The sequence below is a fragment of the Xanthobacter oligotrophicus genome, from assembly GCF_008364685.1.
GTDB classification, from domain to species: domain Bacteria; phylum Pseudomonadota; class Alphaproteobacteria; order Rhizobiales; family Xanthobacteraceae; genus Xanthobacter; species Xanthobacter oligotrophicus.
The window spans coordinates 208,573-235,020 of the sequence record NZ_VTTL01000013.1 but is presented as its reverse complement, the minus strand read 5'-3'; the positions used below and the strand labels follow the sequence as shown (position 1 = coordinate 235,020).

At 69.1% G+C, this 26,448-nt stretch carries 22 protein-coding genes; 15 read left to right on the top strand and 7 right to left on the bottom strand.

Annotated elements, in window-relative coordinates:
* Positions 1 to 974: 974 nt before the first annotated feature.
* Both FZ033_RS21325 and FZ033_RS21320 read left to right on the top strand, forming a co-directional pair.
* Positions 975 to 2,954 carry a M23 family metallopeptidase gene (locus tag FZ033_RS21325; RefSeq protein ID WP_232847598.1) on the top strand — a complete coding sequence of 660 codons (1,980 nt, stop codon included), beginning with the start codon at positions 975 to 977 and terminating at the stop codon, positions 2,952 to 2,954.
* 163 nt (positions 2,955 to 3,117) lie between these two features.
* On the top strand, positions 3,118 to 4,041 hold the full coding sequence (locus tag FZ033_RS21320) for a hypothetical protein (RefSeq protein WP_149578058.1): 924 nt from the start codon (positions 3,118 to 3,120) through the stop codon (positions 4,039 to 4,041).
* A gap of 82 nt (positions 4,042 to 4,123) precedes the next feature.
* On the opposite strand, the gene clpB is transcribed toward FZ033_RS21320, so the two are convergent.
* Positions 4,124 to 6,763 (bottom strand): ATP-dependent chaperone ClpB, encoded by a 2,640-nt coding sequence (gene clpB / locus FZ033_RS21315; protein WP_149578057.1) that lies wholly within the window; start codon positions 6,761 to 6,763, stop codon positions 4,124 to 4,126.
* A 320-nt stretch (positions 6,764 to 7,083) separates the two neighbouring features.
* Here clpB and FZ033_RS21310 point away from each other — a divergent pair, with 320 nt between their 5' ends.
* The 6 genes from FZ033_RS21310 to FZ033_RS21285 all read left to right on the top strand — a co-directional run bounded on the left by FZ033_RS21310 (position 7,084) and on the right by FZ033_RS21285 (position 11,675).
* Positions 7,084 to 7,914, top strand: coding sequence for an MOSC domain-containing protein (locus FZ033_RS21310; RefSeq protein WP_149578056.1), 831 nt, complete (start codon positions 7,084 to 7,086; stop codon positions 7,912 to 7,914).
* A gap of 44 nt (positions 7,915 to 7,958) precedes the next feature.
* Entirely contained in the window at positions 7,959 to 8,348 is a 390-nt protein-coding gene (locus tag FZ033_RS21305; RefSeq protein WP_149578055.1) for a lysozyme inhibitor LprI family protein, read from the top strand.
* A gap of 144 nt (positions 8,349 to 8,492) precedes the next feature.
* Complete coding sequence (locus FZ033_RS21300; RefSeq protein ID WP_149578054.1) at positions 8,493 to 9,242, top strand: pyrimidine 5'-nucleotidase; 750 nt, start codon at positions 8,493 to 8,495, stop codon at positions 9,240 to 9,242.
* Between the two features lie 37 nt (positions 9,243 to 9,279).
* Positions 9,280 to 10,113 (top strand): GNAT family N-acetyltransferase, encoded by an 834-nt coding sequence (locus FZ033_RS21295; RefSeq protein WP_149578053.1) that lies wholly within the window; start codon positions 9,280 to 9,282, stop codon positions 10,111 to 10,113.
* Between the two features lie 60 nt (positions 10,114 to 10,173).
* Complete coding sequence (locus FZ033_RS21290) at positions 10,174 to 10,881, top strand: molecular chaperone DjiA (protein ID WP_149578052.1); 708 nt, start codon at positions 10,174 to 10,176, stop codon at positions 10,879 to 10,881.
* Complete coding sequence (locus FZ033_RS21285) at positions 10,878 to 11,675, top strand: N-acetylmuramoyl-L-alanine amidase (RefSeq protein WP_232847597.1); 798 nt, start codon at positions 10,878 to 10,880, stop codon at positions 11,673 to 11,675. Before FZ033_RS21290 ends, FZ033_RS21285 begins: the two co-directional genes overlap by 4 nt.
* Positions 11,676 to 11,689: 14 nt before the next feature.
* Here FZ033_RS21285 and FZ033_RS21280 read toward each other — a convergent pair whose 3' ends face one another.
* Entirely contained in the window at positions 11,690 to 12,703 is a 1,014-nt protein-coding gene (locus FZ033_RS21280; protein ID WP_232847601.1) for a KpsF/GutQ family sugar-phosphate isomerase, read from the bottom strand.
* Between the two features lie 425 nt (positions 12,704 to 13,128).
* On the opposite strand from FZ033_RS21280, the gene FZ033_RS21275 reads away from it, so the two are divergent.
* The 3 genes from FZ033_RS21275 (at position 13,129) to FZ033_RS21265 (ending at position 18,672) form a co-directional block, all read left to right on the top strand.
* On the top strand, positions 13,129 to 15,318 hold the full coding sequence (locus FZ033_RS21275) for a CHASE2 domain-containing protein (RefSeq protein WP_149578050.1): 2,190 nt from the start codon (positions 13,129 to 13,131) through the stop codon (positions 15,316 to 15,318).
* Between the two features lie 60 nt (positions 15,319 to 15,378).
* Positions 15,379 to 18,057: an ABC transporter ATP-binding protein gene (locus tag FZ033_RS21270; RefSeq protein ID WP_149578049.1), complete on the top strand. Its 2,679-nt coding sequence runs from the start codon at positions 15,379 to 15,381 to the stop codon at positions 18,055 to 18,057.
* A 171-nt stretch (positions 18,058 to 18,228) separates the two neighbouring features.
* A complete protein-coding gene (locus FZ033_RS21265) occupies positions 18,229 to 18,672 on the top strand; it encodes a Crp/Fnr family transcriptional regulator (protein WP_188079611.1) in 444 nt (147 codons plus the stop codon).
* A gap of 28 nt (positions 18,673 to 18,700) precedes the next feature.
* Here FZ033_RS21265 and FZ033_RS21260 read toward each other — a convergent pair whose 3' ends face one another.
* The 4 genes from FZ033_RS21260 to FZ033_RS21245 all read right to left on the bottom strand — a co-directional run bounded on the left by FZ033_RS21260 (position 18,701) and on the right by FZ033_RS21245 (position 22,242).
* A complete protein-coding gene (locus FZ033_RS21260) occupies positions 18,701 to 19,066 on the bottom strand; it encodes a helix-turn-helix domain-containing protein (RefSeq protein ID WP_149578047.1) in 366 nt (121 codons plus the stop codon).
* A gap of 175 nt (positions 19,067 to 19,241) precedes the next feature.
* Positions 19,242 to 20,108, bottom strand: coding sequence for a DUF2076 domain-containing protein (locus FZ033_RS21255; RefSeq protein ID WP_149578046.1), 867 nt, complete (start codon positions 20,106 to 20,108; stop codon positions 19,242 to 19,244).
* Between the two features lie 151 nt (positions 20,109 to 20,259).
* A complete protein-coding gene (gene ispG / locus FZ033_RS21250; RefSeq protein WP_149578045.1) occupies positions 20,260 to 21,606 on the bottom strand; it encodes a flavodoxin-dependent (E)-4-hydroxy-3-methylbut-2-enyl-diphosphate synthase in 1,347 nt (448 codons plus the stop codon).
* Between the two features lie 117 nt (positions 21,607 to 21,723).
* Positions 21,724 to 22,242, bottom strand: coding sequence for a Fur family transcriptional regulator (locus FZ033_RS21245; RefSeq protein ID WP_149578044.1), 519 nt, complete (start codon positions 22,240 to 22,242; stop codon positions 21,724 to 21,726).
* Between the two features lie 220 nt (positions 22,243 to 22,462).
* Here FZ033_RS21245 and FZ033_RS21240 point away from each other — a divergent pair, with 220 nt between their 5' ends.
* A complete protein-coding gene (locus FZ033_RS21240; RefSeq protein WP_149578043.1) occupies positions 22,463 to 23,245 on the top strand; it encodes a 3-hydroxybutyrate dehydrogenase in 783 nt (260 codons plus the stop codon).
* Between the two features lie 25 nt (positions 23,246 to 23,270).
* Positions 23,271 to 24,311 (top strand): patatin-like phospholipase family protein, encoded by a 1,041-nt coding sequence (locus tag FZ033_RS21235; protein WP_149578042.1) that lies wholly within the window; start codon positions 23,271 to 23,273, stop codon positions 24,309 to 24,311.
* A gap of 94 nt (positions 24,312 to 24,405) precedes the next feature.
* On the opposite strand, the gene FZ033_RS21230 is transcribed toward FZ033_RS21235, so the two are convergent.
* Complete coding sequence (locus FZ033_RS21230) at positions 24,406 to 24,930, bottom strand: hypothetical protein (protein WP_149578041.1); 525 nt, start codon at positions 24,928 to 24,930, stop codon at positions 24,406 to 24,408.
* Positions 24,931 to 25,040: 110 nt separating this feature from the next.
* Between FZ033_RS21230 and FZ033_RS21225 the strand changes: the two genes are divergently transcribed.
* Both FZ033_RS21225 and FZ033_RS21220 read left to right on the top strand, forming a co-directional pair.
* Positions 25,041 to 25,610: an O-acetyl-ADP-ribose deacetylase gene (locus FZ033_RS21225; RefSeq protein ID WP_149578040.1), complete on the top strand. Its 570-nt coding sequence runs from the start codon at positions 25,041 to 25,043 to the stop codon at positions 25,608 to 25,610.
* Positions 25,570 to 26,349: an RluA family pseudouridine synthase gene (locus tag FZ033_RS21220; RefSeq protein WP_149578039.1), complete on the top strand. Its 780-nt coding sequence runs from the start codon at positions 25,570 to 25,572 to the stop codon at positions 26,347 to 26,349. The genes FZ033_RS21225 and FZ033_RS21220 overlap by 41 nt, the downstream gene beginning before the upstream one ends.
* Positions 26,350 to 26,448: the final 99 nt, after the last annotated feature.

Here is a 26,448-nt window from a genome sequence, read left to right as displayed (position 1 = left end):
GATCAAACTCTCAAGTTATATGAGCTTGATCAGGCTAAGTCTCTACGAACTTACACTCATCTTTGACGAGGTCGGACAGTTCAGCATCATTCACATGATGAACCAAACGTCCGGAGTTCCGTATGACCGCCAAGTCTTACTCGACTGCAAACCAATCTTGCGATCAGTCGCAGCCCGCAAGGACTCCGCCGTCCACGTTTCTCTTTCTTCCATTCAACCTGTCAAACAGCACGAGAACCGAAGTCCTCACCCTACTCCGAGGAGCAGGAACCGACACCTCGTCCTCCGGCTTCTAAACCGGCGGCTTCACAACAATCTGTCGTGAGGAGCGTCGGAGACGCGCCGTCATCCGTCCAGTGGGCGGCGGCAGCGCGTCGTCGATGGCCGTGTTATAAGGAGGCCCCCCCGACGTGTCAACAGGGTGCCTCCAGCAGATAATTGCACCGGTGTGACGCTGTGGAAATGTTGGCCGGCTATTCGCCGCGAAATGTTGCAGTGCAATGGTTTTATGCCTGTGCATAACTTGCACTGCGGTAAACGGCCGGGCGCCCGCCCGTACCCGGGCGACGCAAAAAAGAGATTCGGAGTTCTCGCGAGTCGGCGGATTTCGCTTGTCGGCACCGAAAACGGGAAAGCCCACCCGCCCGGTTCGGCGCCGCCGCCACACGGATGCCCCCCGGGCAGGCGCGACCCGTCTCCTCTTCATGTATTAGTTCGCGCGCGTGCGATGCGTACCGGCTCGCCAAGGGCGGACTTGCCATGCTTTCGCCGCGACCTGCCCTTCACATGCGGCCCGACATTGACGGGTCGCAAGGCGAAAGGCATGGTCCGCTTTACGTCTTAGGGAAAGTTAAGCCTTTGCGCTGCCGGCGCGCGCTCAGCTGAAGGGACGGATTTTGCAGCATCGACGATCTGCCGGAGCCTGGCGCGATGCCACAAGCGCAGCCGGGCTCGGCGACGACCCCCCGCTCGGGGTGGACGGAGATGAGGAAGACATCGACCGTCGCCGGGTTTCCGTGCGCTGGTTCGCGGCGACGCTTCTGACTGCCCTGTGCGGCTCGTTCCTCATGGGCGGGGCCGTCTATGCAGCGCTCGACGGCGAGCACCGCTTCGCCCTGATGCCCGAAAAGGTGCGCAACACCATCCGCGGCGCCCTCGCCCTGGGCGAGCGTCCGGTTAATGCCGCCCGCAAGGGCGACCGCATGTCCCTGCTCGGCGACAGCGCCTCGGCCCGCCAGACCTTCCGCGTCTCCACCGCCACCAAGGTGGGCGACCGCGAGATCATCAAGGTGCGCCCCTTCACGCGTGTCGCCGCCAACCTCGCCATGAGCACCACCTCGGTCTCGGCCAATATTCCGCGCTTCAACCCGGCCCAGGTGGTGGCTGAATCGGTCTCCAAGGAAGAGGCGGCGCCCCAGGCCGAGCCCACCGGCGAAGTCACCCTGGTGATGCGCGACCTGTCGAGCCTGCCGCAGAGCACCAAGCTCGGTGCCGGGACCCCCATGGAGAACGTGCTGGTCAAGGTGCGCGAGGTGGCGGAACTCAGCCGCGCCCAGCCGAGCCAGGGCAACCCAGGCGCCCTGCCGCACGCCATCGTCGGTGGGCCGGGCTTTGCCCCCGCGGCGTCCCCCACGCCCTATCTGTCCTACGCCAGCATCGGCGACGCCCTGGGCAACGGAGCCGGCCTGCCGGGAAGCGCGGTGCCCGGCGCTCATGCGCCCGGCCTGCCGCCCCAGCAGGCCATGCCGGGCAACATCAGCTTCGTGCCCAAGACCTCGGACGAGACCTCCGGCGGCAACGACTGGTCCGACACCGCCGTGGTGGTGAAGAAAGGCGACACCATCGCCTCCATCCTCATCGACAACGGCGTCTCCAAGGAAGACGCGCGCGCCGCCGCCGCCGCCTTCGGCCGGGGCCGCGACGGCCAGGTGAAGGACGGCCTGCGCATGCGCATGCTGCTCCAGGAGGAGAACAAGAGGGTTCGCCCGCTGCGGGTGTCGATCTTCAGCGATCTCGGCCACGAGGGCACGGTCGCCTTGTCCGACAAGGACGAGTTCGTGAACGTACCCGAGCCGTCGGAGACCGAGATCGCCGGCATCTCCGAGGATACGGACGACGACGACAGCGGGCCCGGCATCCGCCTCTACGAGAGCGTGTACGAGACCTGCCTGCGCAACGAGGTGCCGCGCGCCGTCATCGCCGACATCATCCGCGTCTATTCCTTCGACGTGGACTTCCAGCGCCGGGTGCGGCCGGGCGACAATTTTGAAATCCTGTTCTCCGACGACCCCGGCGCCGCCAATGACGTGCTCTACGCCGCGCTGACGGTGAACAAGGAAACCCGCCGCTATTACCGCTTCCAGACCGCCGATGACGGCGTGGTCGACTATTACGACGACGACGGCAAGAGCGCGAAGAAGTTCCTGGTCCGAAAGCCGCTCGCCGGCGGCATCATGCGCTCACCGTTCGGCTATCGCCGCCACCCGATCCTCGGCTACTCCAAGCTGCACACCGGCGTGGACTGGGCCGACGCCATCGGCACCCCCATCTATGCGGCGGGCAACGGCACCATCATCTATGCCAACTGGAAATCCGGCTACGGCAAGCATACCGAGATCCAGCACGCCAACGGCTATGTCAGCACCTATTCCCACCAGTCCGGATTTGCCCGCGGCATCCGCGAGGGCATGACGGTGCGCCAGGGCCAGCTCATCGGCTATATCGGCACCACCGGCCTCTCCACCGGCCCCCACCTCCATTACGAGGTGAAGATCAACGGCAATTTCGTGGATCCCATGCGCATCAAGCTGCCGCGCGGCCGTGCCTTGGACGGTCGCTTCCTCGCCGAGTTCAAGCGCGAGCGCGAGCGCATCGAGGCGCTGCTGAGCCACGCACCGGTGCCGCCCAAGGTGGCCGCCGCCAGCGCCGGCGCCAAGAAGGCCGCCAGCAACTGAGTGCCGATTTTGAGAGCCTTCAGGCCGGGCCGACCTGAAGGCAAATCTCCGCGCCGAGAACGGGTGCACGACCACACGCGACTGCGACAGCGGCGGATGTTCCGGTCCCATCGGGACCGCGCCAGTATGCGCTGCCAATCTTCGACCACCGCGAGCACCGCTCATGATCCGCTTCGCCCGCCGCCTTGCCCTGCAGACCGCCGGCGCCGTCCTTCTCGCCGCCAGCCTGCCCCTTGCCGCCGTGGCGGGACAAGCGGACGACGACTATATCGCCGCCCGCGACAAGGCCGTGGCGGCGCTCGCCGCCGCGGAGAAGGCGGGAGCAAACCCGGACGACCTTTACAAGCGCGACGAGACGGCCCTTGCGGCGCTGGAAAAGCGCATGGCGGCACTCCTAGGCCCGCTCAAATTCAAGGGCCTCAACGCCCCGCCCACCTTCTCGCCGGGCACGCTGCTGGATGGCCAGATCGAATCGGGCGAGCCCGACGGACTGCGGTTTTCCGACGCCGACTTCACCACCCGCCTGCTGGTCTCGCCCGAGCCGGTGTTCACCTCGTGGCTCGCCGGGCGCGCCAAGGAGGAGAACGCGCCGCCGGCGCTGGCGGGCGGCATCAAGGCCGCCATGGAGACCGACCTCTTTTACACCTACGCCATCAGCAGCGACGCCGCCTTCGCCATCTATGCGCAGCTTCCGGTGGCGCCCGCCGAGGGCGAGACGGCCTATGCCGCCCTCGGCCTCTTCAGCCAGGATGTGGCGGCGAACCAGGTGCCCGACAGCATCGTCATCACCCGCATCGCCAGCGGCCGCGTGATCATCGGCACCAGCGAGGCGAAGGTGGCCATCAAGTCGATTCCCGCCTGCGACCAGGTCTGGAAGACCTATGCCGCCAAGGCCAAGACGCTGCGCGCCGCCGCGCAGAAGTCGAAGAAGGACGACGATCCGCGCTGGGACGACGCCTCAAGGGCCGAGGACGAAGGCTCGGCCGCCTATCGCGCCTGCTTCGCGAGGGAGGCCAAGACCCAGCCCTTCTTCGCCGCCGCCGTGGCGCGCGCCGAAGCCCTGCTCCAGACCGCGCGCGGCAACTGAAGCGAAACGGATCTACCAATGAAAAAGGCCCTCCCGATGGGGAGGGCCCTTCTGTTCTCAGCCGCTCAGGACCGGACCGCCCTCAGGCGGCCTGGTCCACCGGGGCCGCCTCGCGGTGGAAGGTGAGGTGGCCGTTCTCCAGGCCCACCTTCACCAACGCCCCGTCCAGGATGTCGCCGGCGAGGATCTTCTCGGCCAGCGGGTCCTGCACCAGCTTCTGGATGGTGCGCTTCAGGGGACGCGCGCCATAGGCCGGGTCGTAGCCCTTCTCGGCGAGGAAGGCCCGCGCCTCGGGCGACAGCTCGATGGTGATCTTGCGATCCTCCAGCAGCTTGCGCAGCCGGCCCATCTGGATGTCCACGATGGTGTCCATCTGATCCCGCTTCAGGCGGTGGAACATGACGATCTCGTCGATGCGGTTGATGAATTCAGGGCGGAAGTGACGCCGCACCGCTCCCATCACCATCTCGTAGGCCTCCTCGTCGGACACCACCTGGTCGCCTTCGTGGCCCGGCACCTTGAAGCCGATGGGGTGGCGGGGGTCCGCCAGATATTCGGCGCCGAGGTTGGAGGTCATGACGATGAGCACGTTGCGGAAATCCACCGTGCGGCCCTGCCCGTCCGTCAGCCGCCCGTCGTCGAGCACCTGCAGGAGGACGTTGAACACGTCCGGATGGGCCTTCTCCACCTCGTCGAACAGCACCACCTGGTAGGGCCGGCGGCGGACCGCCTCGGTGAGGGCACCGCCCTCGTCATAGCCCACGTAGCCGGGAGGCGCGCCGATGAGGCGGCTCACGGAGTGCTTCTCCATGTATTCCGACATGTCGATGCGGACCATGGCGGTCTCGTCGTCGAACAGGAATTCGGCGAGCGCCTTGGTCAGCTCGGTCTTGCCGACGCCGGTGGGGCCGAGGAACAGGAACGAGCCGATGGGCCGATTCGGGTCCTGGAGGCCTGCGCGGGCCCGGCGCACGGCGGTGGAGACGGCGGCCACGGCCTCCGACTGGCCCACCACGCGCTTGGCCAGCTCCAGCTCCATGCGCAGCAGCTTCTCGCGTTCACCTTCCAGCATCTTGTCCACCGGCACGCCGGTCCAGCGGGAGACGACGCCGGCGATGTGGTTCGGCGTCACCGCCTCTTCCACCATCTGCCCGGCCGCGCCCGCCTTCTCGACCTCGGCGAGCTTCTTCTCCAACTCGGGGATGACCGAATAGGTCAGCTCGCCGGCCTTCTGGTATTCGCCGTGGCGCTGCGCGGTGGCAAGGTCCGCCCGCGCCTGGTCGAGCTTCGACTTCAGCGTGGTCGCGGCGCCCAGCTTCTCCTTCTCTGCCTTCCACTTGGAGGTGAGGACGGAGGCCTTCTCCTCAAGATCGGCCAATTCCTTCTCAGACCGCTTCAGGCGGTCCTTGGAGGCGGTGTCGGTCTCCTTCTTGAGGGCCTCCTGCTCGATCTTGCGCCGCATAATCTCGCGGTCGAGGCTGTCCAGCTCCTCGGGCTTCGAATCCACCTGCATGCGCAAGCGGGAGGCCGCCTCGTCCATCAGGTCGATGGCCTTGTCGGGCAGGAAGCGGTCGGTGATGTAGCGGTTGGAGAGAACCGCCGCCGACACCAGCGCCGAATCGGTGATGCGCACGCCGTGGTGCAGCTCGTACTTCTCCTTCAGCCCGCGCAGGATGGAGACGGTGTCCTCCACCGTGGGCTCGGAGACGAAAACGGGCTGGAAACGACGAGCCAGCGCCGCGTCCTTCTCCACGTGCTTGCGGTATTCATCCAGCGTGGTGGCGCCGACGCAGTGCAGCTCGCCGCGGGCCAGCGCCGGCTTCAGCAGGTTGGACGCATCCATGGCGCCATCGGTCTTGCCGGCGCCCACCAGGGTGTGCATCTCGTCGATGAACAGGATGATGCCGCCTTCCGCGCTCTCCACCTCGGAGAGCACGCTCTTCAGGCGCTCCTCGAACTCGCCGCGATATTTCGCGCCGGCAATCAGGGAGCCCATGTCGAGGGCGAGCAGGCTCTTGTTCTTCAGGCTCTCGGGCACGTCTCCGTCCACGATGCGGCGGGCAAGGCCCTCCACGATTGCGGTCTTGCCGACGCCGGGCTCGCCGATGAGCACGGGATTGTTCTTGGTGCGGCGCGCCAGCACCTGGATGGTGCGGCGGATCTCCTCGTCGCGGCCGATGACCGGGTCAAGCTTGCCGTCCCGCACGGCCTGGGTCAGGTCGCGGGCGTATTTCTTCAGGGCGTCATAGGCGTTCTCGGCGGTGGCGCTGTCCGCGGTGCGGCCCTTGCGCAGGGCCTCGATAGCCGCGTTCAGGGTCTGCGGCGTGACGCCGGCCTTCACCAGGATGCGGCCCGCCTCGGTGTCCTTTTCTATGGTCAGGGCGAGCAGCATCCGCTCGACGGTGACATAGCCGTCGCCGGCCTTCTTGGCCGCCTGCTCGGCGGTCTCGAACACCTTGGCCAGCTGCTGGCTGAGATAGACCTGGCCGGAGCCGCCTTCCACCTTCGGCAGCTTCTTCAGCGCCGCTTCCACCTCGGCCCGCACCAGCACGGGATTGCCGCCCGCGCGCTGGATCAGGCCCGAGCACAGGCCTTCGGGATCGTCCATGAGCACCTTGAGCAGGTGCTCGGGCGTGAACTGCTGGTTGCCCTCCCGGGTCGCCAGCGACTGGGCCGACTGGACGAAGCCGCGCGCGCGCTCGGTATAGATCTCAAAATTCATGTCTCTCCTCCTTCTCGCGCCCGGTACCTTCTCAGGAAGCATAGGGGGCACGGTGGGACACGGTCCCGGCATCCCCGGCTACCGCCGCACAGGTAGAACAAACCTATGCCGTGCCTCATGTGGGTGTGGCCCGGCGGCAACGGAAGGGGTCGATGGCTGATTTCGCGCGGATGCTGCGCACACAAGGCTCAGGCCCCCTTTCGTGCCGACCGGCAGCTTGGACCGATCCCCGCCCGCCGCCTTGATCCAGGCGAAATTCCCATGGCCTTGACGCTCATTGCCGGGCATGGGACGGGCGAGCCCGAACCGGAGAGATCGCCATGCCCGCGCCTGCGCCCCCAGCGCCCGTCTCGCCCGCCGCCGGCGCCGCGTCACCGCAGGCCCTGCCCGCCGCCACCCTCAAGGCCATCTACCGCCATCCGGTGAAGGGCCTGTCGCCGGAAGCCCTTGAGGCGGTGACGCTTGAGGCCGGCGCCTTCTTCCCGAACGACCGGCTGTATGCAGTGGAGAACGGCCCCAGCGGCTTCGCCCCCGACGCCCCCGCCTATCGGCCCAAGACCGCCTTTCTCATGCTGATGCGTGACGCCCGCCTCGCCGGCCTCGCTTCCCGCTATGAACCGGAAACGGCAAAGCTCACGCTCGCCCTCGACGGCCACGAGGCGGTCAGCGCCGATCTCTCCACGGAGGATGGCCGGGCGGAGGTGGAAGCCTTCCTCACCTTCTATATGGGCGAGGAGGCGCGCGGGCCGCTGAGGCTGCTCACCGCGCCGGACGGCTTCCGCTTCACCGATTCCCTGCGCTCGGGCTTCCTGTCCCTACTCAACCTCGACAGTGTGCGCGATCTGGAAGCCCGCATGGGCGCAACGCTCGATCCCCGCCGTTTCCGTATGAACCTGCATCTGGAGGGTTGGCCCACCGGTGCGGAGCTGACGCTCGCGGGCCAGCGCCTGAAGGTGGGCGCGGCCGAGATCGCCGTGCTCAAGCGCACCGAGCGCTGCGCCGCCGTGAACGTGAACCCCGGGACCGCCGCCCGCGACCTCAACATGGTGAAGGGGCTGATGGCCGCCTACGGCCACACGGATTGCGGCATCTATGCCAAGGTGGTGCGCTCCGGGCGGGTGGCCGTGGGCGACACCGTTGCCCTCGCCTGATGGGGCCACACCGACCAAATCCCATCCAAGGAGAGGAAAACGCCATGTCGCTCTCGCTCATGTCACTGCTGCCCGTCCGCCTGTCCTCCACCCCCGCCGTCGCCCCCGCAGTGCTTGCCGCGACATTCCTCGCGCTCGCCCCGGCCGGGGCGGCAAGCTTCGACTGCGCCACCGCCCGCGCGGCCGACGAAAAGGCGGTGTGCGACAGCTGCGACCTCGCCCAACTCGATGTGAAGATGTCCACCCTCTACGGCGTCCTCACGAAGCTGGTCGCCATGGGCCAGCGCGGCATGATCCAGGACGCGCAGCGGGCCTGGCTGGCCCAGCGCTCCACCTGCGGCGGCGATACCTCCTGCCTCTCCGGGGCCTACAGGAGCCGGATCGGGCAACTGGAAGCCACGCTGGGCGAGATCTATTCCCGCGGCCCCTTCTGAGGCATTCTGTGGCCCGCCGAGCGGGTGCGGCGATCCGTCCACGAGAGTGTTTCGCGCGGTCGCGGGGCGCCTCGTCCGTTTCAACGCGTCTTCTGCCCGCGCGTGTATCCGCGCAGCTCGAAGACGATCAAGTCGCGGCACCCCATGACAATTCCTCTCCTGAGCCCTTTTCCCGGCAAGCCTTCCGTAGCCTTCGACGCGGTGGACACCTGGGTGTTCGACCTCGACAACACCCTCTACCCCGCCCACCACGATTTGTGGTTCCAGATCGACGCCCGGATGAAGGGCTACATCTCGGACCTCTTGGGCATTCCGCCGGATGACGCCTTCCGCATCCAGAAGGAGTATTACCGCCGCTACGGCACCTCCCTGCGCGGGCTGATGATCGAGCACGGGGTGGAGCCGGACGCCTTCCTCGCCCATGTGCACGACGTGGACCTGTCGGGGCTCGACGCCTCGCCGCGCCTTGCCGCCGCCATCGAGGCACTGCCAGGGGCGAAGATCGTCTACACCAACGGCTCGGAGCGCCACGCCCGCAACGTGCTGGAAAAGCTCGGCATCGACGCCCATTTCGCCGCCGTGCATGACATCGTGGCCGCCGAATTCCACCCCAAGCCCACCGAGGAAGCCTATCTGCGCTTCCTGAGGGCCCATGGCGTGGACCCGACCCGCTCGGCCATGTTCGAGGACCTCGCCCGCAACCTGGAGGTGCCGCACCGGCTGGGCATGGTCACCGTGCTGGTGGTGCCACCGGACGAGACCATCGCCGCCCGCGAGAGCTGGGAGTTCGAGGGCCGCGAGGACGCCTATGTGGACCACATCACCGAGGACCTCGCCGGCTTCCTCGAAACCGTTGCGCGGCAAGCCCCGCCGCCGGTGAGCGAGCAGGGTTAGGAACAGGGCACGGGACCTTGAAGGCAGAGGGGAGGCCATGACCACCACCATCCGCACCCTCGATCCCGCCGAGGTCGAAACCGCGGTGGACTGGGCCGCGCGGGAGGGCTGGAACCCCGGCCTTTCCGATGCGAACGCCTTCCTCGCCCAGGACAGAAACGCCTTCCGCGGCCTGTTCCGCGACGGCGCGCTGGCGGCGGTCATCTCCTCCACCGCCTATCAGGGTGGCTTCGCCTTCGTCGGCTTCTATATCTGCCGGCCGGACCTGCGCGGCCGGGGGCTTGGCTATGCCCTGTGGCAGGACACCTTCACCGGCCTTCAGGGCACGGTCGGCCTCGACGGGGTGCTGACGCAGCAGGAGAATTACGCCCGCTCGGGCTTCGTCCTCGCCCATCGCAACATCCGCTATGGCGGGACGGCGCCGGCCGGCGCGAGCGATCCCCGCGTGGTGGACATCGCGACGGCCCATCGCGACGGCGTGGCGGCGATGGATGCCGCCTGCTTCGGCTTTGCCCGCCCCGAATTCCTGAAGGCCTGGCTTGCCCCTCCCTTCGGCCGCGCCTGCGCGTTCGTCGCGGAGGGCGCGGTTAAGGGCTACGGCGTCATCCGCCGCTGCCGCGAGGGCCACAAGATCGGCCCCCTGTTCGCCGACGACGCGGAGGCGGCCGCCGCCCTGTTCGGCACGCTGGTGGCCACCGCGCAGGGCGGGCCGGTGTTCCTCGACGTGCCCGAGCCGAATGCCACCGCTCGCGCCCTCGCCGAAGGGGCGGGGCTCGCGCCAGTGTTCGAGACCGCACGCATGTATCGCGGCCCCGCCCCGGACCTGCCGCTCGCACGGATTTTCGGCATCACCAGCTTCGAATTGGGCTGATCCGCCTTGAGAGCGCCGCGCCGCCGCATTAGCTGCAACGCAGCAACGGCGGAGGGACGCGTGGCTTACGGTCTGATCGGGGGAGCGGGTGTGGGATTTGCGCTAGGCGGGCCGCTCGGCGCCTTGCTCGGCGCGCTGGCGGGGCACGCCCTCGACCGGCTGCTGCTCGCGCCGGCGGAAAAGCCGGCCGCCTTCTCGGTGGCGCTCATCGCGCTGTCGGCCAAGATGGCCAAGGCCGACGGGGTGGTGGTGCCGGCGGAGGTTGAGGCCTTCCGCGAGGTGTTCGACATCCCGCCCGAGGACCTCGACGCCGTGGCCCGCCTGTTCAATCTCGCCAAGCAGGACACTGCCGGCTTCGACTCCTACGCCCGGCAGGTGGCGCAGATGTTCGCCGACGATCCCGACACCCGCGAGGACCTGCTCGACGCCTTGTTCCATGTGGCGAAGGCCGACCATGCCCTGCACGAGAAGGAACTGGTGTTCCTGGAGGAGGTCGGCCGCATCCTCGGCTTCACCGGTGCCGCTTATGCGCGCATCGAGGCGCGCCACGTGCGCCGGCCGGGCGATCCCTATGCCGTGCTCGACCTCGACCCGGGCGCCTCGGACGAGGAGGTGAAGGCGCGCTGGCGGGCACTGGTGGCGAGCCACCACCCCGACAAGATCGCCGGGCGCGGCCTGCCGCCTGCCGCCATCAAGCTCGCCAATGACCGGGTCGCGGCGCTCAATGCCGCCTATTCGGTCATCACCCGGCAGCGGAGGCTGGCATGAGCTTGCCGGATATGCCCATTCCCGCGCTTCTGTCCGCCGCCGACAGCCCATGCGTGGACAGCCTCGTGCCCTCGCCCAATTTCGGGGCGCGCCGGGCGAAGGTGGACATGCTGGTGCTGCACTATACCGGCATGGCGAGCGCGGATGCCGCCATCGACCTGCTGCGTACCCCCGCCTCCGAAGTGTCCTGCCACTATGTGGTGCGCGAGGACGGCAGCGTGGTGCAGATGGTGGCGGAGGCGGCGCGGGCGTGGCATGCCGGCCGCTCGTCCTGGGAGGGCGTGACCGACACCAATTCCCGCTCCATCGGCATCGAGATCGTCAATGGCGGCCATGATTTCGGCCTACCGGACTTTCCGGCGGAGCAGATCGCGGCGGTGATCGCCCTTTCAGCCGATATCGTCGCCCGCCACGGCATCCGAGCCGACCGGGTGCTCGCCCATTCGGACGTGGCCCCCGCCCGCAAGCGCGATCCGGGGGAGAACTTCCCATGGGCGACGCTCTATGCCGCCGGCATCGGCCATCTGGTGCCGCCATCGCGGGCCGAGGGCGGGCGCTTCTTCATGCTGGGGGATGCGGGGGAGCCGGTGGCGGCTCTGAAGGCCATGCTCGCGCTCTACGGCTACGGCATCGCGCTGACCGATGCCTACGATACCGAAACCGCCGACGTGGTGGCCGCCTTCCAGCGCCATTTCCGCCCTGCCAAGGTGGACGGAGTGGCGGACGCCGCCACCATTCTCACCCTGCGCGACCTGATCGCGACACGGCCGGGGGACGCGCCCGCCGTGGCCTGAGCCGCGCCTGACCCTCAGGCGATGCCGGTCAGCAGCAGGTCGTGGATGTGCAGCACGCCCACGGGCGCCTTGCCGTCCACCACCAGCAGCGCCGTGATCTTACGGCTGTTGAGAATGTTCAGGGCTTCGGAAGCGAGCTGGTCCGGCCGCACCGTCTTGGGCGCGAGGGTCATGATCTCCTCCACCTTGCGGGCGGGGAGGTCGTTGGCCATGTGGCGGCGCAGGTCGCCGTCGGTGACGATGCCGGTCAGGGCGCCGTCCGGCCCCACCACGCCCACGCAGCCGAGGCCCTTGGTGCTCATCTCCACCAGCGCGGCGCCCATGAGGGTGCCGGCCGGCACCACCGGCACCGCATCGCCCTGGCGCATCACGTCGCGCACGAACTTCAGGCTCGCGCCCAGCTTGCCGCCGGGGTGGAACTGGCGAAAATCGAGGGCGGTGAAGCCCCGGCTCTGCAGCAATGCCACAGCCAGCGCGTCGCCCAGCGCCAGCTGCATGAGGGTGGAGGTGGTGGGGGCGAGCCCGTGGGGGCAGGCCTCCTGCGCCACCGGCAGGCTCAGCACCACGCTGGCGCTGGAGGCTAGCGCACTCTCGGTGTTGGAGGTGAAGGCGATGAGCGGCACGTCGAAGCGGCGCGAATAGTCCACGATATCGTGCAGTTCCACCGTCTCGCCGGACCAGGAGAGGGCCACGATCACGTCGTCGGTGGTGATCATGCCGAGGTCGCCGTGGCTGGCCTCGGCGGGGTGGACATAATGGGCCGGCGTGCCGGTCGAGGCGAGCGTCGCGGCGATCTTGCGCGCCACGTGCCCGCTCTTGCCCATGCCGGTGACAATGACCCGGCCGTGGGAATTCTGGATGGTGGCCACGGCCACGTCGAAGGCCGCGCCCAGCGGGCCGGCCATGGCTTCGGCCAGAGCCGCGAGGCCCGCCTTTTCCGCATCGAGGGTTGCAAGCGCGGAGACCACCGAGGCGGGATGCACATGCGGCCCGTCGTCGGCCGGGACTTTATTCACCGGAGAACGCATCATGGCGACTGGATAGCACCGATCGCCGGCAAAGGGGAGAGACGGCCCATCCGCCGGTCGTGCGCCCGGTTGCGAGGGAGGGCCGGAGAGGGAGCCTGCACGCAGGATCGAGGCCCACCCTTGAAGGAACGAACCGGGAAAATCCAGCCGCAACCGATTCGGTCATGCTGTGTTCCCGCTGCGTGCAGGCCTTGGAGCGGAGGGTGTGCCGAAGTGGGACGCGGCCTTGTCCCGTTAAGCCAGAACTGCGGAGGCCGCTTCCCCCTCCCAACCCTGCCCGCAAGCGGGAGGGGGCTTCCGGCCCGCCTCCAAGTCCCCGCGTCCACGTCCCCTCCGCCCGCCCCCCGATTCCGGTCGGCGCCGATTTGCTCTAGGCTCGCCCCGTTCGATCCACCCGTTCGATCCAGCGAAAGCGCGCCGGCCGCATGTGGTCCCGCCTCTATTGGCTCGCCGTGGGCGGCCCCCTCGCCGCCGGCCTTCTGGTCATGGGCGCCGATCCCGGCCCGCTGGCGGACGCGCGCAATGGTCTGTTCGACCTCTACCAGCGCGCCGCGCCCCGCGCCTACGACCCGGACCTGCCGGTGCGCGTGGTGGACGTGGACGACGCCTCCCTCGCCCGCATCGGCCAGTGGCCGTGGCCCCGCGCCACCGTGGCCCGGCTGGTGGAGACGCTGGCCGCATCGGGCGCCGGGGCCATCGCCTTCGACATGGTGTTTTCCGAGCCGGATCGGCTCGACCCCGCCGCCGTGGTGGGCCTGTTGCCCGAGGACGTGCGCGCGCCGGTCCAGACCGCGCTGGCCGGCCGCGAGAGCAACGACGAGATCCTCGCCCGCGCGCTGCGCGAAAGCCCGTCCGTGCTGGGCGCGGTGCTCACGGGTGCCCGTACCGGCACGACCTATCCGGCGAAATGGGGCATCGCCGCCGCCGGGGACGATCCGCTCGCCTTCGCGCCACGCTTTGCCGGCGCGGTGGCGCCCTTGCCGGGCCTCGCGGCGGCGGCAAGAGGCATCGGCGCGCTGAACTGGCTGCCCGATCGCGACCAGGTGGTGCGCCGCGTGCCGCTGCTGCTCGCGTTCGACGGCAAGCTCGTGCCCGGCCTCGGTGCCGAGGCTCTGCGGGTGGCGCAGGGGGCGACCACCTATGTGGTGCGCGCCTCCAACGCCAGCGGCGATGAGGGCTTCGGCACCAAGTCCGGCATCACCGCGGTGAAGATCGGCGCCCTCGACGTGCCCACCGATGCGCAGGGGGAGGTGCGGGTGCGCTTTACCCCCACCGACCCGCGCCGCTTCCTCTCCGCCGCCGCGGTGCTCGACGGCACGGTTCCAAGGGAGGAGCTGGAGGGGCGCATCGTGCTGGTGGGCACCAGCGCCGCCGGCCTCATGGACACGCGGGCGACCCCCATCGACGCGGCGGTGGCGGGGGTGGAGATCCAGGCCCAGCTCATCGAGCACATGGTGACGGGAGCCAATCTGGTGCGGCCGGACTGGGCGCGCGGGGCGGAAATGGTGCTCACGGCGGTGCTGGGCCTGCTGCTGGCGCTGGTGCTGCCCCGTGTCTCGGCGCTGGCGGCGGGGGTGGCCGGACTGGTGGTGGTGGCGGCGCTGGCGGCGGGGGCGTGGTTCGCCTTCACCCGGCTCGACCTGCTGCTCGACCCCATGGGGCCGGGCTGGGCGGTGCTCGGCGTCTATCTCATGGGGGTGCTGGCGCTCTATCGCGACGAGCAGCAGCAGAAGAAGTGGGTGCGCTCGGTGTTCGGGCGCTTCGTCTCGCCGCAGGTGGTGGAGAAGCTGGCGGAAAATCCCGAGCGCCTGGTGCTCGGCGGCGAGACGCGGGAGATCACCATCCTGTTCTGCGACCTGCGCGATTTCACCTCCCTGTCGGAGACCATGGACGCGCAGGCGCTCACCCGCTTCATGAACGCCTATCTCACGCCCATGACGCAGGTGGTGCTCGCCCATGGCGGCACCATCGACAAATATATCGGCGATGCCATCATGGCGTTCTGGAACGCGCCCATGGACGATCCGGCCCACGCCCGCAACGCCGCCCTGTGCGCGCTGGCCATGTCGGCCCGGCTCGATGCGCTGAACGTGGAATGGCGACGGGATGCGGAGGCGGCGGGGCGGCCGTTCTCGCCGGTGCGCTGCGGCATCGGGCTGGCCACGGGGCCGTGCTGCGTGGGCAATCTGGGCTCCGACCAGCGGCTCGAATATTCCTGCCTCGGGGATGACGTGAACCTCGCCTCGCGCATCGAGGGGGCGACCAAGTCCATGCGCGTGGACATCCTGGTCTCCGAGGCGACGCGCGCCGCCGTGGCCGACCTGCCCTTCCTCGAGGCCGATCTCCTGATGCTGAAGGGCAAGTCGCGGGCAAGCCAGCTCTACCTGTTGGCGGGAGATGTCGCCTTCGCCAGCTGCGATGGCTTCGACGCGCTGGCGCGGCGCCATGCGGCGCTCATGTCGGCCTATGGCGCCGGCCGCTTCGAGGAGGCCCGCCCCATGGCCGAGGCCCTCGCCGGCGAAGGCCCCGAGCGGCTGTCGCGCTTCTACACCCTCTATGCCGAGAGGTGCCAAGATGCCTCCACCGTCCCGACGCCTGCCGGAAGCGCCAGCTAGAGCTTATCCTTAGGCCGCTTCGCACTTGCAAAGCGGCCGCTGCGTCAGCAAAACGGTTTCATGAGCGGCGTGCCTTCCACCCCTCCTGACAGCAAGACACACGCTCCGGCCCGGCAGGGTGCGGCATCCGATGGCGCACTGCCCCGCGACGTGCTCGGCTACCTCTGGCGGGCGGCTCCGGCGAGCCATATCAAGCTGTTCGCCCTCGTCCTCATGCTGCTGCCCTTCAACTATGCCTCGCTGGAACTGCCGCGCCTGATCGTCAACGGCGTGACGGATGCCATCGGCGGCACGGTTCCGCGCCTGCTCGAACTCGACATCGGCCTGCCCGATGCGCTGGGCGGCTTCGTGCTGTTCCGCTCGAAGGGCTTCGAGGTGAGCGCCTTCGGGCTGCTCGCCGGGCTCGCACTGGTGCTGTTCGCGCTCCAGCTGATCCAGCAGCACATCACCCGCCTCATCGAGATGGCGAAGGCGCGGCTTGGCGAGCGCATCATCGTCGGCCTCAGGCGCCAGCTGTTCGACGTGATCCAGCGGCTGCGGCCCGAAGCGCCCATGAAAAGCAAGGCGCTGGAAGTGGGCAACATGATGCGGTTCGAGGTGGGGCCCATCTCCCCCTTCGCCGGCATGGCCTTCGCCCAGCCGCTGAAGTCGGCCGGCCTGATCGGCTCGGCGACCCTGCTCATCTTCACCCAGAATGCCGTGCTCGGCGGCTTCGCCATCGGCATCCTGGTGCTGAACTACGTGCTCTTGGGCATCCAGCGGGCGGACAATGCGCGCAAGCTGCAGGTCTACCAGCGCGAGGCGGTGGCGCTGGGCAAAAGGGTGATGGCGGGCATCGACCGCCTGCCCCTCGTCCACGGCTTCGCCACCAGCCCGTTCGAGCGCGGCGCGGTGGACCACCGCCTCGGCGTCGTCTCCGAGGCCAGCCTCGACCTGAAGCGGCAGAATTTCACCGACCGGGTCCTCAACCTGCTGATGTCGGACGTGCCGACGCTGGTCTTTTATTCGGTCGGCGGCTGGCTTGCCTTGTCGGGGGCCATCAATATCGGCCAGCTGGTGGCGGTGGTGGCGGCCTATGGCCAGATCCCCGAGCCGCTGAAGGAACTGATCGACTGGGACGAGAAGCGCCTCATCGCCCAGGTGCGCTACGATTTCGCCCGCTATTACCTCGAAACCCGCGAGGTCTGGCCCGAGCACTCGCAGGAGATGCCGCCGGGCCCGGAACCGGCGTTCGACGGCAGCATAAAGGTGGCGGACCTCGGCGTGGTGGACCCGGCCGGCAGCCTGCTGCTGGAAGGGGTGAGCTTCGAGGTACCCCCCGGCACGGCGGTGGCGCTGAAGGGACCTGATGCCGGCGGCAAGCATGCGGTCGCCCGCGTCTGCGGCCGCGCCATCTCGCTCTACAGCGGCACCGTCCGCGTGGGCGGGCACGATCTCGCCCATGTCCCCGAGGCCGTGGTGGGGCGGCACGTGGCCTATGCGGGGGGCGACCCCATCGTCATCACCGGCACGCTGCGGACCAACCTGCTGTTCGCGCTGGAGCGCCGGCCCGGCCGCGCCCTCGCCGAGGCCATCGACCTTTCCGCCCTCGGCCTCGCCGACGAGGCGGCCCTGGACCGCAAGGCGCTTGCCGCCCTCGCCGGGGCGGGGCTCGGGGATCTCGTGGTGCGGCTTGGCCTGGAGCGCCGGCTGGATCCGGACCAGGCCCCGGCGCTGGCGGAGCGCATCGTGTCCCTGCGCGCAGCGGTCACCGATGCCGTCGCCCAGCGGCAGGCGCAGAGCGGGCGGGTGCTCATCGAGCCGTTCCGTTTCGCCGCCTTCAACCGCTGGATGACGCTAGCCGAGAACATCCTGTTCGCGACCCCGCTGAACGACACCCGCGGCGCCGCCTCCCTGCTGGCCGAGCCGGGGCTGCTGCCGCTGCTGGAGAAGGCAGGGCTCGCCGCCGACCTGATCGCGCTGGGCCGCTCCGCCCTGCGCACCCTGTCCGAGCTGGCCGGCGGTCCCGAGGATCTGGCCGGCATCGACACCAAGGGCCTGCTGCGCGCGGAGGAGATGGGCGAGGCCCGCGCGCTCGCCACCCGCATCGAGGATGACCCCTCTCCCGACGAGCGGGCGCTGCTGCTGCGCATCGCCGGCCGCTATTGCGAGCCGCGCCACCGCTTCGGCCTCATCGACGAAGACTGGCAGGAGCGGGCGCTGGCCGGCCGCGCCCAGCTCGCGCACCTCAAGGACGTGTCGGGCATCGCGCTGGCCCGCTACCAGCCCGATAGCTATTGCCGGGCGCTGACGGTGCGCGACAACCTGCTGTTCGGCCGCATCGCCGCCGACCGCGCCGGTGCCGCGGCGGTGGTGGACGAGATCGTCCGCGAATGCCTGGCGCTCGATGCCCTGATCGGCCAGGTGGAGCGCCTCAGCCTCGACGTGGCGGTGGGGGAAGGCGGCCTGCCCCTGTCGGCGGCCGAGCGCGGCAAGCTCACGCTGGCGCGCTGCCTGCTGGCCGATCCCGCCATCCTCGTCATCGACGATGCGCTGGTGCCCCTGTCTCCGGCCGAGCAGAGCCATCTCATCGGCTCGGTGCTCGCGGGGCGCACGGGACGCACCACCCTGGTGGTGCTGGACGCGGGGGAGCCGCTCGACCTGTTCGCGCAGGTGATCATCCTCGCCCACGGACAGGTGGAGCGGGTGGAGGCCGGGGTTGTGGAGGCCGGCGCGGGGCTGGCCGCCACTGGCGCATGAGCCTGGAAGGAATAGAGTTTCACGTAACGAAAACGCGCTAAAATGCCGGCCCCGGAGGTTTTCACGTTTCATCAGGACGTGTCGACATCCAGGGCGCCCCATGTGGGGGCGAGATCCCGTTGCAGGAGGGATGCCGCAAGTGCCCGCAAGGCACGGGGGCATCATAGGCCCATGAGTATCGAAGACGAGGCGCGGACGCTCGCGCGCATCCCCATGTTCCGCGACCTGGAGCCAAGCCAGCTGCGGCTGCTTGCTTTCTCGGCGGCGCGGCTCGACGTGGCGCCGGGCGACGTGCTGTTCACCCAGGGCGAGGCGCCGGACGCCGCCTATGTGGTGCTCGAGGGCACCGCAGTGATCGAGGTGGCGGCGGGCGGCACGGCCCATGAGGTGGCGCGGCTGGGCCGCGACACGGTGGTGGGCGAGATGGGCGTGCTCACCGGCGAGCCGCGCACCGCCACGGTGCGGGCCGGCGAGCCCATGAGCGTGCTGCGCATGGAGACCGACCTGTTCCTGAACCTGTTGGACAAGACCCCGTCGCTGGCCCGCTCGGTGCTGCGCGACCTCGCCTTCCGCCTGCAGGAGACCACACAAGCCCTGGTGAAAGCGAGAGGGTGATTTTGCCCCGGCGGCCCGAAGCGCGCCTTCAGCCGCGCCGGCGCAGGATCTTGAGGCGTCCCAGAAGTTCGGCCACCGCCTCCGGCGGCAGGTGGCTGATCTCGCGGGCAAGCAGGTTGGCGAGTTCAGTGGCCTGCGGGCTCAGGTCTGCGGTGTCCACCACCACCCGGGGCTGGGACAGTTCGGCGAGGCGCTGGAGATCCTCCGCCTCATCCCAGATCACGTTGAAATAGGCGATGATTCGCTGCACCAGCGCCCAGGTGGGCTTGCCCCTCTTGCCGGTTTCCAGCGCCGACAGGTAGGTGGGCGTGACCCCGATGGCACGGGCCATTTCGGTGAGTGTCACGCCCCGGTCTGCGCGCAGGTCGCGCACCCGGCTTCCGAACGGCGTCATCGTGTATCCCTGCCGCCCCCGTGCACCGGGGCATTGGCGCAGAAGCTAGAATGTCGGGACGGGAAACGAAAGCCGGCTGATCATGAGACGCCGGACAGGCAGGCCGCCAAACGAAAACGGCGGTGCCATGCACCGCCGTTCGACACTTTGATCACGTAGGACCGGAGCCAGACCCTCAGGTCCAGGACCCATCGTCCGAGCTGTCGTCGCTGCCCCAGTCGCCGCCGTCGTCGAAATTGACGTCCTGGGGGTCGGCGTTCCAGCCGTCATCCTGACCGGCGCCCTGGCTCGGATCACCGCCGCCCAGCGCGTTCTGGGCGTCATGGCCGAGATTGCCGCTGGAGGGTTCAGCCGCCGGCTTGCCGAGTTCGGCCGCCGCCGCAGAGGCCACGGGGCCGGAGCCGCCGGACATCATGCCCTTGATGCCGTCGAACAGCAGCGCACCACCGGCCACGCCGGCCGCAGTCGCCAGCGCGCCCTGGAGGAAGCCGCCACCACCGCCGCCACCGAAACCGCCGCGCTGCTGCGGGGGCTGCTGGCCCCACGGGCCGCCCTGCTGCGGCTGGGGATAGCCTTGCTGGGGGTAGCCGCCTTGCTGCGGATAGCCCTGTTGTGGGTATCCCTGTTGCTGATAACCGCCGCCCTGCTGGGGATAGCCCTGCTGCCCGTAGCCCTGCTGGGCGTATCCGGGCGGAACCCCCATGGGAGCATCGGCCGTGCGCGCGCCAGCCGAGGGCACGGAACTGCGGGAGCCGCCGCCGAACAGGCCGCCGAGAAAGCCGCCGGCCGGACGCGACTGCGCCTCCGCAGCGCGGGCCTGGGCATCCTGAAGCTGGGCTTCCAGATCCTGGATGTGAGCATAGGACTGCTGGAGCGCATGCTCCTGCACCAGCACGCTCTGCGCGAGGGCGTAGGTGGCATGGGGTGCCTCAGCGACGCGGCGCGCGATCAGCGCCTCGGCTTCCGCGTCACGCGGCTGGTTCGCGACACCGCGCATGCGGTCGAACAAGCCGTCGATCAGGGCACGTTCCTCGGGAGTCATATCCGTCTCCACTGGGTTGGACGACACGCATATGAGCAGCCGGCCATGGCGCAGGAAGGGCGGGGCTCCATGAAATTTTGGTAACGACAGAGGTAGCGGAAGCGACTGGAGCATCGGCCCCGGTCTTGGAACTGCCCCGAGAGGCTGCGCCCTACTCCGCCGCGTCCGCCGGGGAGGCCCCTGCCGACGCCGTGCCGCCGACGCCGAACCGCTGCTCCACATAGGTCTCCACCATCTGGCGGAACTCATCCTGGATGTTGGCGCCGCGCAGGGTCGCCACCTTCTTACCGTCGATGAAGACGGGGGCGGACGGGGTCTCGCCGGTGCCGGGCAGGGAGATGCCGATGTCGGCGTGCTTGCTCTCGCCCGGCCCGTTCACGATGCAGCCCATCACCGCCACGTTCAGGGTCTCGACGCCGGGATACTTGGCCTTCCACACCGGCATGCGGGCGCGGATCATGTCCTGCACGCCCTGCGCCAGCTCCTGGAACACGGTGGAGGTGGTGCGCCCGCAGCCGGGGCAGGCGGCCACCAGCGGCACGAAGGTGCGCAGGCCCATGGTCTGCAGGATTTCCTGCGCCACCTGCACCTCGCGGGTGCGGTCGCCGTTGGGCTCGGGGGTCAGCGAGACGCGGATGGTGTCGCCGATGCCGGCCTGCAGCACCACCCCCATGGCCGCCGTGGAGGCGACGATGCCCTTCGAGCCCATGCCCGCCTCGGTGAGGCCGAGATGCAGCGCATAGTCGGCGCGGCGGGACATTTCGCCATAAACGGCGATGAGGTCCTGCACCGCCGAGACCTTGGCGGAGAGGATGATGCGGTTGCGGGGAAGGCCGATCTCCTCCGCCAGCCCCGCCGACAGCAGGGCCGAGCGCACCAGGGCCTCGCGGGTCACCGCGCGGGCCTCCGCCGGCTGCGGCAGCAAGGCGTTCTCGTCCATGAGGCGGGTCAGCAGCTCGCCGTCGAGGGAGCCCCAGTTGGCGCCGATGCGCACCGGCTTGTCGTGGCGGATGGCGGTCTCGACGATGGCGGCGAACTGCCGGTCCTTCTTGTCGCCGAAGCCCACGTTGCCGGGGTTGATGCGGTATTTATCCAGCGCCTCGGCGCAGGCCGGGTAGTCGGCCAGCAGCTTGTGGCCGATGTAATGGAAATCGCCCACCAGCGGCACGTCGATGCCCTGCGCCAGCAGCTTCTCCTTGATGTGCGGCACGGCGGCGGCGGCCTCGTTGCGGTCCACCGTGATGCGCACGATCTCCGATCCGGCGCGGGCCAGCGCCGCCACCTGGCGCACCGTGCCCTCGATGTCGGCGGTGTCGGTGTTGGTCATGGACTGCACCACCACCGGCGCGCCGCCGCCCACCATCACCCGGCCCACCGGCACTCCCACCGTCGGACGCCGCGCGGCGGGACCTGCCTGAAGCAGCTCGGCGGGGACCACGGGGGTGGTCGCGGCGGACTGGAGATCGGGGGACTGAAGGGTGGACTGAAGGGTGGTCATGGGCATTCCATCCTCGGCAGATCGTCCGCGCGGCAACACTTCAAGGGGCGTGTCCAGCCCTGATACGGGGCGGGACGGGGCACGGACGGGTTCGAGTAGGCCCCGTGGCGTCGAGCGTCAACCAGCGCCGGCGCTCCCGGCCACACCGGCCGCAGCGAGTTCCCGGCAACCGGCACAGGCGCCCGCCACCTCCAGCACCCGCTGGCGCGGCTCGAAGCCGGCGGCCCGCGCCGCCCAGGCAAGGTCACGTCCCACCGCGTGGGAGGCCACTTCCCTGGTGAGGCCGCAACGCTCGCAGATGAGGAACACCACAACCTCTTCGGCATCATGGGGATGGCCGCAGGCGAGAAACGCGTTACGGCTCTCGATGCGGTGGGCGAGCCCCTCGGCCACCAGGAAATCCAGCACCCGGTAGACCGACATGGGCGGCGTCGGCTCACCGCCGGCACCCAGGCGCTCCACGATCTCGTAGGCGCCGAGCGGCACATGGGTCTGCGCCAGCGCCTTCATGACGCTGCGGCGCAGGGGCGTCAGGCGGAGGCCTTTCTCCGCGCAGCACTTTTCCATGCGCGCCAAGGCGCCGGCCACGCATTGGCCGTGATCATGGTCACTAGGATGGTCGGCAGGATGGGTCACGCTCCATATCTAATACATCGGCGCAACTCCTGCCATCGGCTCCTGCCATCCGCAGGTGCAAGGCAGCCACTCCAACGTCGCGTTGCGCCGCAGGGAGGAGCGTTGCAATCTGCCGGCCACAGGTTCGCCTGTGCGCGTGACAGCACCGTCACACCGCTTCGCTAAACCGTGAGCCTCGGCCACAGGCCGGGCCGCGTCGCGCCTTTGTTGGGGAACAGCCATGCTCAAGGGTAAAGTCGCCGTCGTCACCGGGTCCACCAGCGGAATCGGGCTTGCCTATGCCCGGGCCTTCGCCAAGGAAGGTGCGAATATCGTGATCAACGGCCTCGGTGACGCCGCCGCCATCGAGAAGGAGCGTGCCGCGATCGAGAGCGATTTTGGCGTGAAGGCCCTCTATTCGCCCGCCAACATGCTGAAGCCCGATGAAATCGCCGGCATGGTGCAGCTGGCCGAGACTGAGCTGGGCGCCTGCGACATCCTCGTGAACAATGCGGGCATCCAGCACGTGGCGCCCATCGAGGAGTTCCCGATCGACACCTGGAACACCATCATCGCCATCAACCTGTCGGCGGCCTTCTTCGCCATGCGCGCGGCCATTCCCGGCATGAAGGCGCGCAAGTGGGGCCGCATCATCAACACCGCCTCCGCCCATGCGCTGGTGGCCTCGCCCTTCAAGTCGGCCTACGTCTCGGCCAAGCACGGCATCGCCGGCCTGACCAAGACCGCGGCGCTGGAGACGGCGGAATTCGGCATCACCGTCAACGCCATCTGCCCTGGCTATGTGTGGACGCCTCTTGTCGAGAAGCAGATCCCCGACACCGCCAAGGCCCGCGGCATGACCGAGGAGCAGGTGAAGAAGGAAGTGATCCTGGCCGCCCAGCCCACGAAGGAATTCGTGACGGTGGAAGAGGTCGCGGCCTACGCGGTGTTCCTCGCCTCCGACAACGCCCGCTCCATCACCGGCGCCATGCAGGTGATCGACGGCGGCTGGACCGCTGCGTGAGCGCGGCCCGACCCGGACGCGCACCGTGAGTCGCCGCGAAGGCGCCAAGCCGGTGAGCCTCGCGCTCCAGGGGGGAGGCGCCCATGGCGCCTTCACCTGGGGCGTGCTGGACCGCCTGCTGCAAGACGACCGGCTGGTCGTCTCCGGCATCACCGGCACCAGCGCCGGCGCCATGAATGCGGTGGTGCTGGCCTCGGGCCTCGCCAAGGGCGACCCGGAAGAGGCCCGCCACGCCTTGACCCAGTTCTGGCGCGACGTGTCCCGCGACGGGCGCATGTCGCCGCTCCAGCGTACCGCGTTCGACCGGGTGATGGGCAACTGGTCGCTGGCCCGCAATCCCGCCTATCTCGCCTTCGAGGTGGCCTCGCGCTTCTTCTCGCCCTACGACTTCAACCCGCTGAACATCAATCCGCTGCGCGAGATCCTGGAAGCGCACGTGGATTTCGAGGCCCTGCGCCGCTCGCAGGTAAAGATCTTCATCTCCGCCACCAACGTTCACACCGGCCGCGCCCGCATCTTCGGCCACGACGAGATGACCGCCGACGCGGTGATGGCCTCGGCCTGCCTGCCGTTCCTGTTCCAGGCGGTGGAGATCGACGGCGTGCCCTATTGGGACGGCGGCTACATGGGAAACCCGCCGCTGTTCCCGCTCTACGAGAAGGCGGACGCGGACGACATCATCCTGGTCCAGATCAACCCGGTGATGCGCGAGACCACGCCGCGCACCGCGGCTGAAATCCAGAACCGCATCAACGAGATCACCTTCAACGCCTCGCTGCTGGCCCAGCTGCGCGCCATCGACCATGCGGCCAAGCTCATCGACCAGGGGCTGCTCAGCCGCTGGACCCTGGGCGGGTCGAGCTTCCGGCGGGTGCGGCTGCACCGCATCGGCGGCGAGGACCAGCTGATGGCGCTGGACGCCACCTCGAAGATGAATGCGGAATGGACCTTCCTCCAGCACCTGCGCGACCTCGGCCGGGAGGCCGCCGAGGTCTTCCTGGAGGCCCATTTCGACGATCTCGGCCGCCGCTCCACCCTGGACCTCAAGCTGGAGCTGGCGGACTGACCGGAGTGATCTGACGAAAACGTGAAAAGGCAGGCCGTCGGCCTGCCCTCCCACTTCAAAACACGTCTGCCCGCAGCCTCAGCCGCGCGAATCCTCAGCCGCGCGAATCCTTCTTGGCCTGCGCCACTGCCACGAACTTGGTGACCCGGCCGGCCTCGCCCGCCGCACCGATGGGATCGATGCGGGTCCGCGCCTTGGCGCGCATGCCCTGGTTGGGGCGGGGCAGATTGGCCGGGCGCTTGGCGCGCTTGGAATCGCGCTTCAGCTCGAGGGCGCGCTGCGCATTGGCCATCAGCTCGTCCCGCGCCGCCTCGGCGGCCCGGCGGCTCGCCTCGCGCCGGGCGCGGGTGAGGGCGTCGGTGAGCACGGCAGCCTTCTGGCGGTTGCCGGAATCCGCCTTCTCGAACGTCACCTCGCCCCGGCCGCCCTTGCCGCGCAACGCCCGGCGCTGGTTGTTGGCGATGGTGAGCGCCCGCGCGCGGCGATCACTCAGATAGCCGACGAGGTGGTGCAGGTCGTCGTCGGAGAGCGCGCCCAGCACCGGGTGACGGGCCTTTTCAACGAACTCCATTTCGTCGCCGGTCAGAAGCCGGCGCTCGTTCTTGCGCGTATGTGCCATGGTGCTCGTCCTTCTTTACGGGACTGCAGGCATAATCGGAAAACGTGTAAATACGAAGAGGTTGACACCCATGTGATGGGCGCAACACCCAGCTTTGGAGGGACCTTGCCATGGCCCAGCCCATTGCGTCCGGCGCTGTTGCCGCGCGACGGCAGGCGAGGCTCGACATCGTGGTGGGCGACATCACCCGCCTCGCCCTCGACGCCATCGTCAACGCGGCCAATTCCAGCCTGCTCGGCGGTGGCGGGGTGGACGGGGCGATCCACCGGGCGGCGGGGCCGGAGCTTCTCGCCTATTGCCGCACCCTCGGCGGCTGCCCCACCGGCGAGGCGCGCCTGACGCCGGGCTTTCGCCTGCCGGCGGCCCATGTGATCCATACTGTGGGTCCGGTGTGGCGCGGCGGCGGAGCGGGAGAGGAAGAGCTTCTGGCCTCCTGCTACCGCGAGAGCCTGAGGCTGGCGGATGGGGCAGGGCTTGCCTCCATCGCCTTCCCCGCCATCTCCACCGGCATCTATGGATTTCCCGCCGATCGCGCGGCGCCACTGGCGGTCGGCGCCGTGCTGGCCCATCTTGGGGCACCCGGCAGTGTCACCCGCGTGGTGTTCTGCTGCTTCTCCCATGAGGCCGCCGACCTTCATCATGACGCCTTCCGCGCCCACGGCATCACCCCGTCCGCCTGAGCCCGCCCCCGACCTGCCGGTGCTCTACCGCAACGGCATGATGCTGATCATCGACAAGCCCCATGGCCTGCCGGTCCATGCCGGCCCCAAGGGCGGGGAGACGCTGGCCGACCATCTCGACGCCCTGCGCTTCGGCCTGCCCCGCGCGCCGGAGCTGGCCCACCGGCTCGACAAGGACACCTCCGGCTGCCTGGTCCTCGGGCGTCACGCCAAGGCGCTGGCATTACTGGGAAAAATGTTCGCCAACGGGAGCGTGGGCAAGACCTATGTGGCGGTGACCCAGGGCGCGCCGGCGGAGGATGCAGGCCGCATCGACCAGCCTCTGGCCAAGCGCTCGCCCCATCGCGGCTGGTGGATGCAGGCGGTGCCCAAGGGCACGCCAGGCGCGCAGGAGGCGATCACCGACTATCGCGTGCTCCACCGCGCCGGCGGCTTCGCCGTGATGGCGCTCAGCCCGGTCACCGGCCGCACCCACCAGTTGCGGGCGCATTTGTCCAACCTTGGCCACCCCATCTTCGGAGATGCCATCTATGGCGGCGCCTCGCGCCTGCCGGGCGGGCCGAAGCTGCATCTGCATTCCCGCCGCATCGTGGTGCCGTTGAAGCCGAACGGCCCGCCGGTGGAGGCCAGCGCCCCTTTGCCGCCGCATATCTGCGAGACGCTTTCAGCCTTGGGCCTTTCCCCGGACGAGATCGGCCGCGCGGCGGATGCGGTGCAGTGGGATGCCAAGCAGCGGTAGCTGCTGGCCTCCACAGCGCCATGTTGCAGCGCATGAACGAGTTGTGAAGCCGACGCGAAGGGCGTGCGCTGGCCCGCTCCTTGCGTCATGCTAGGCTCG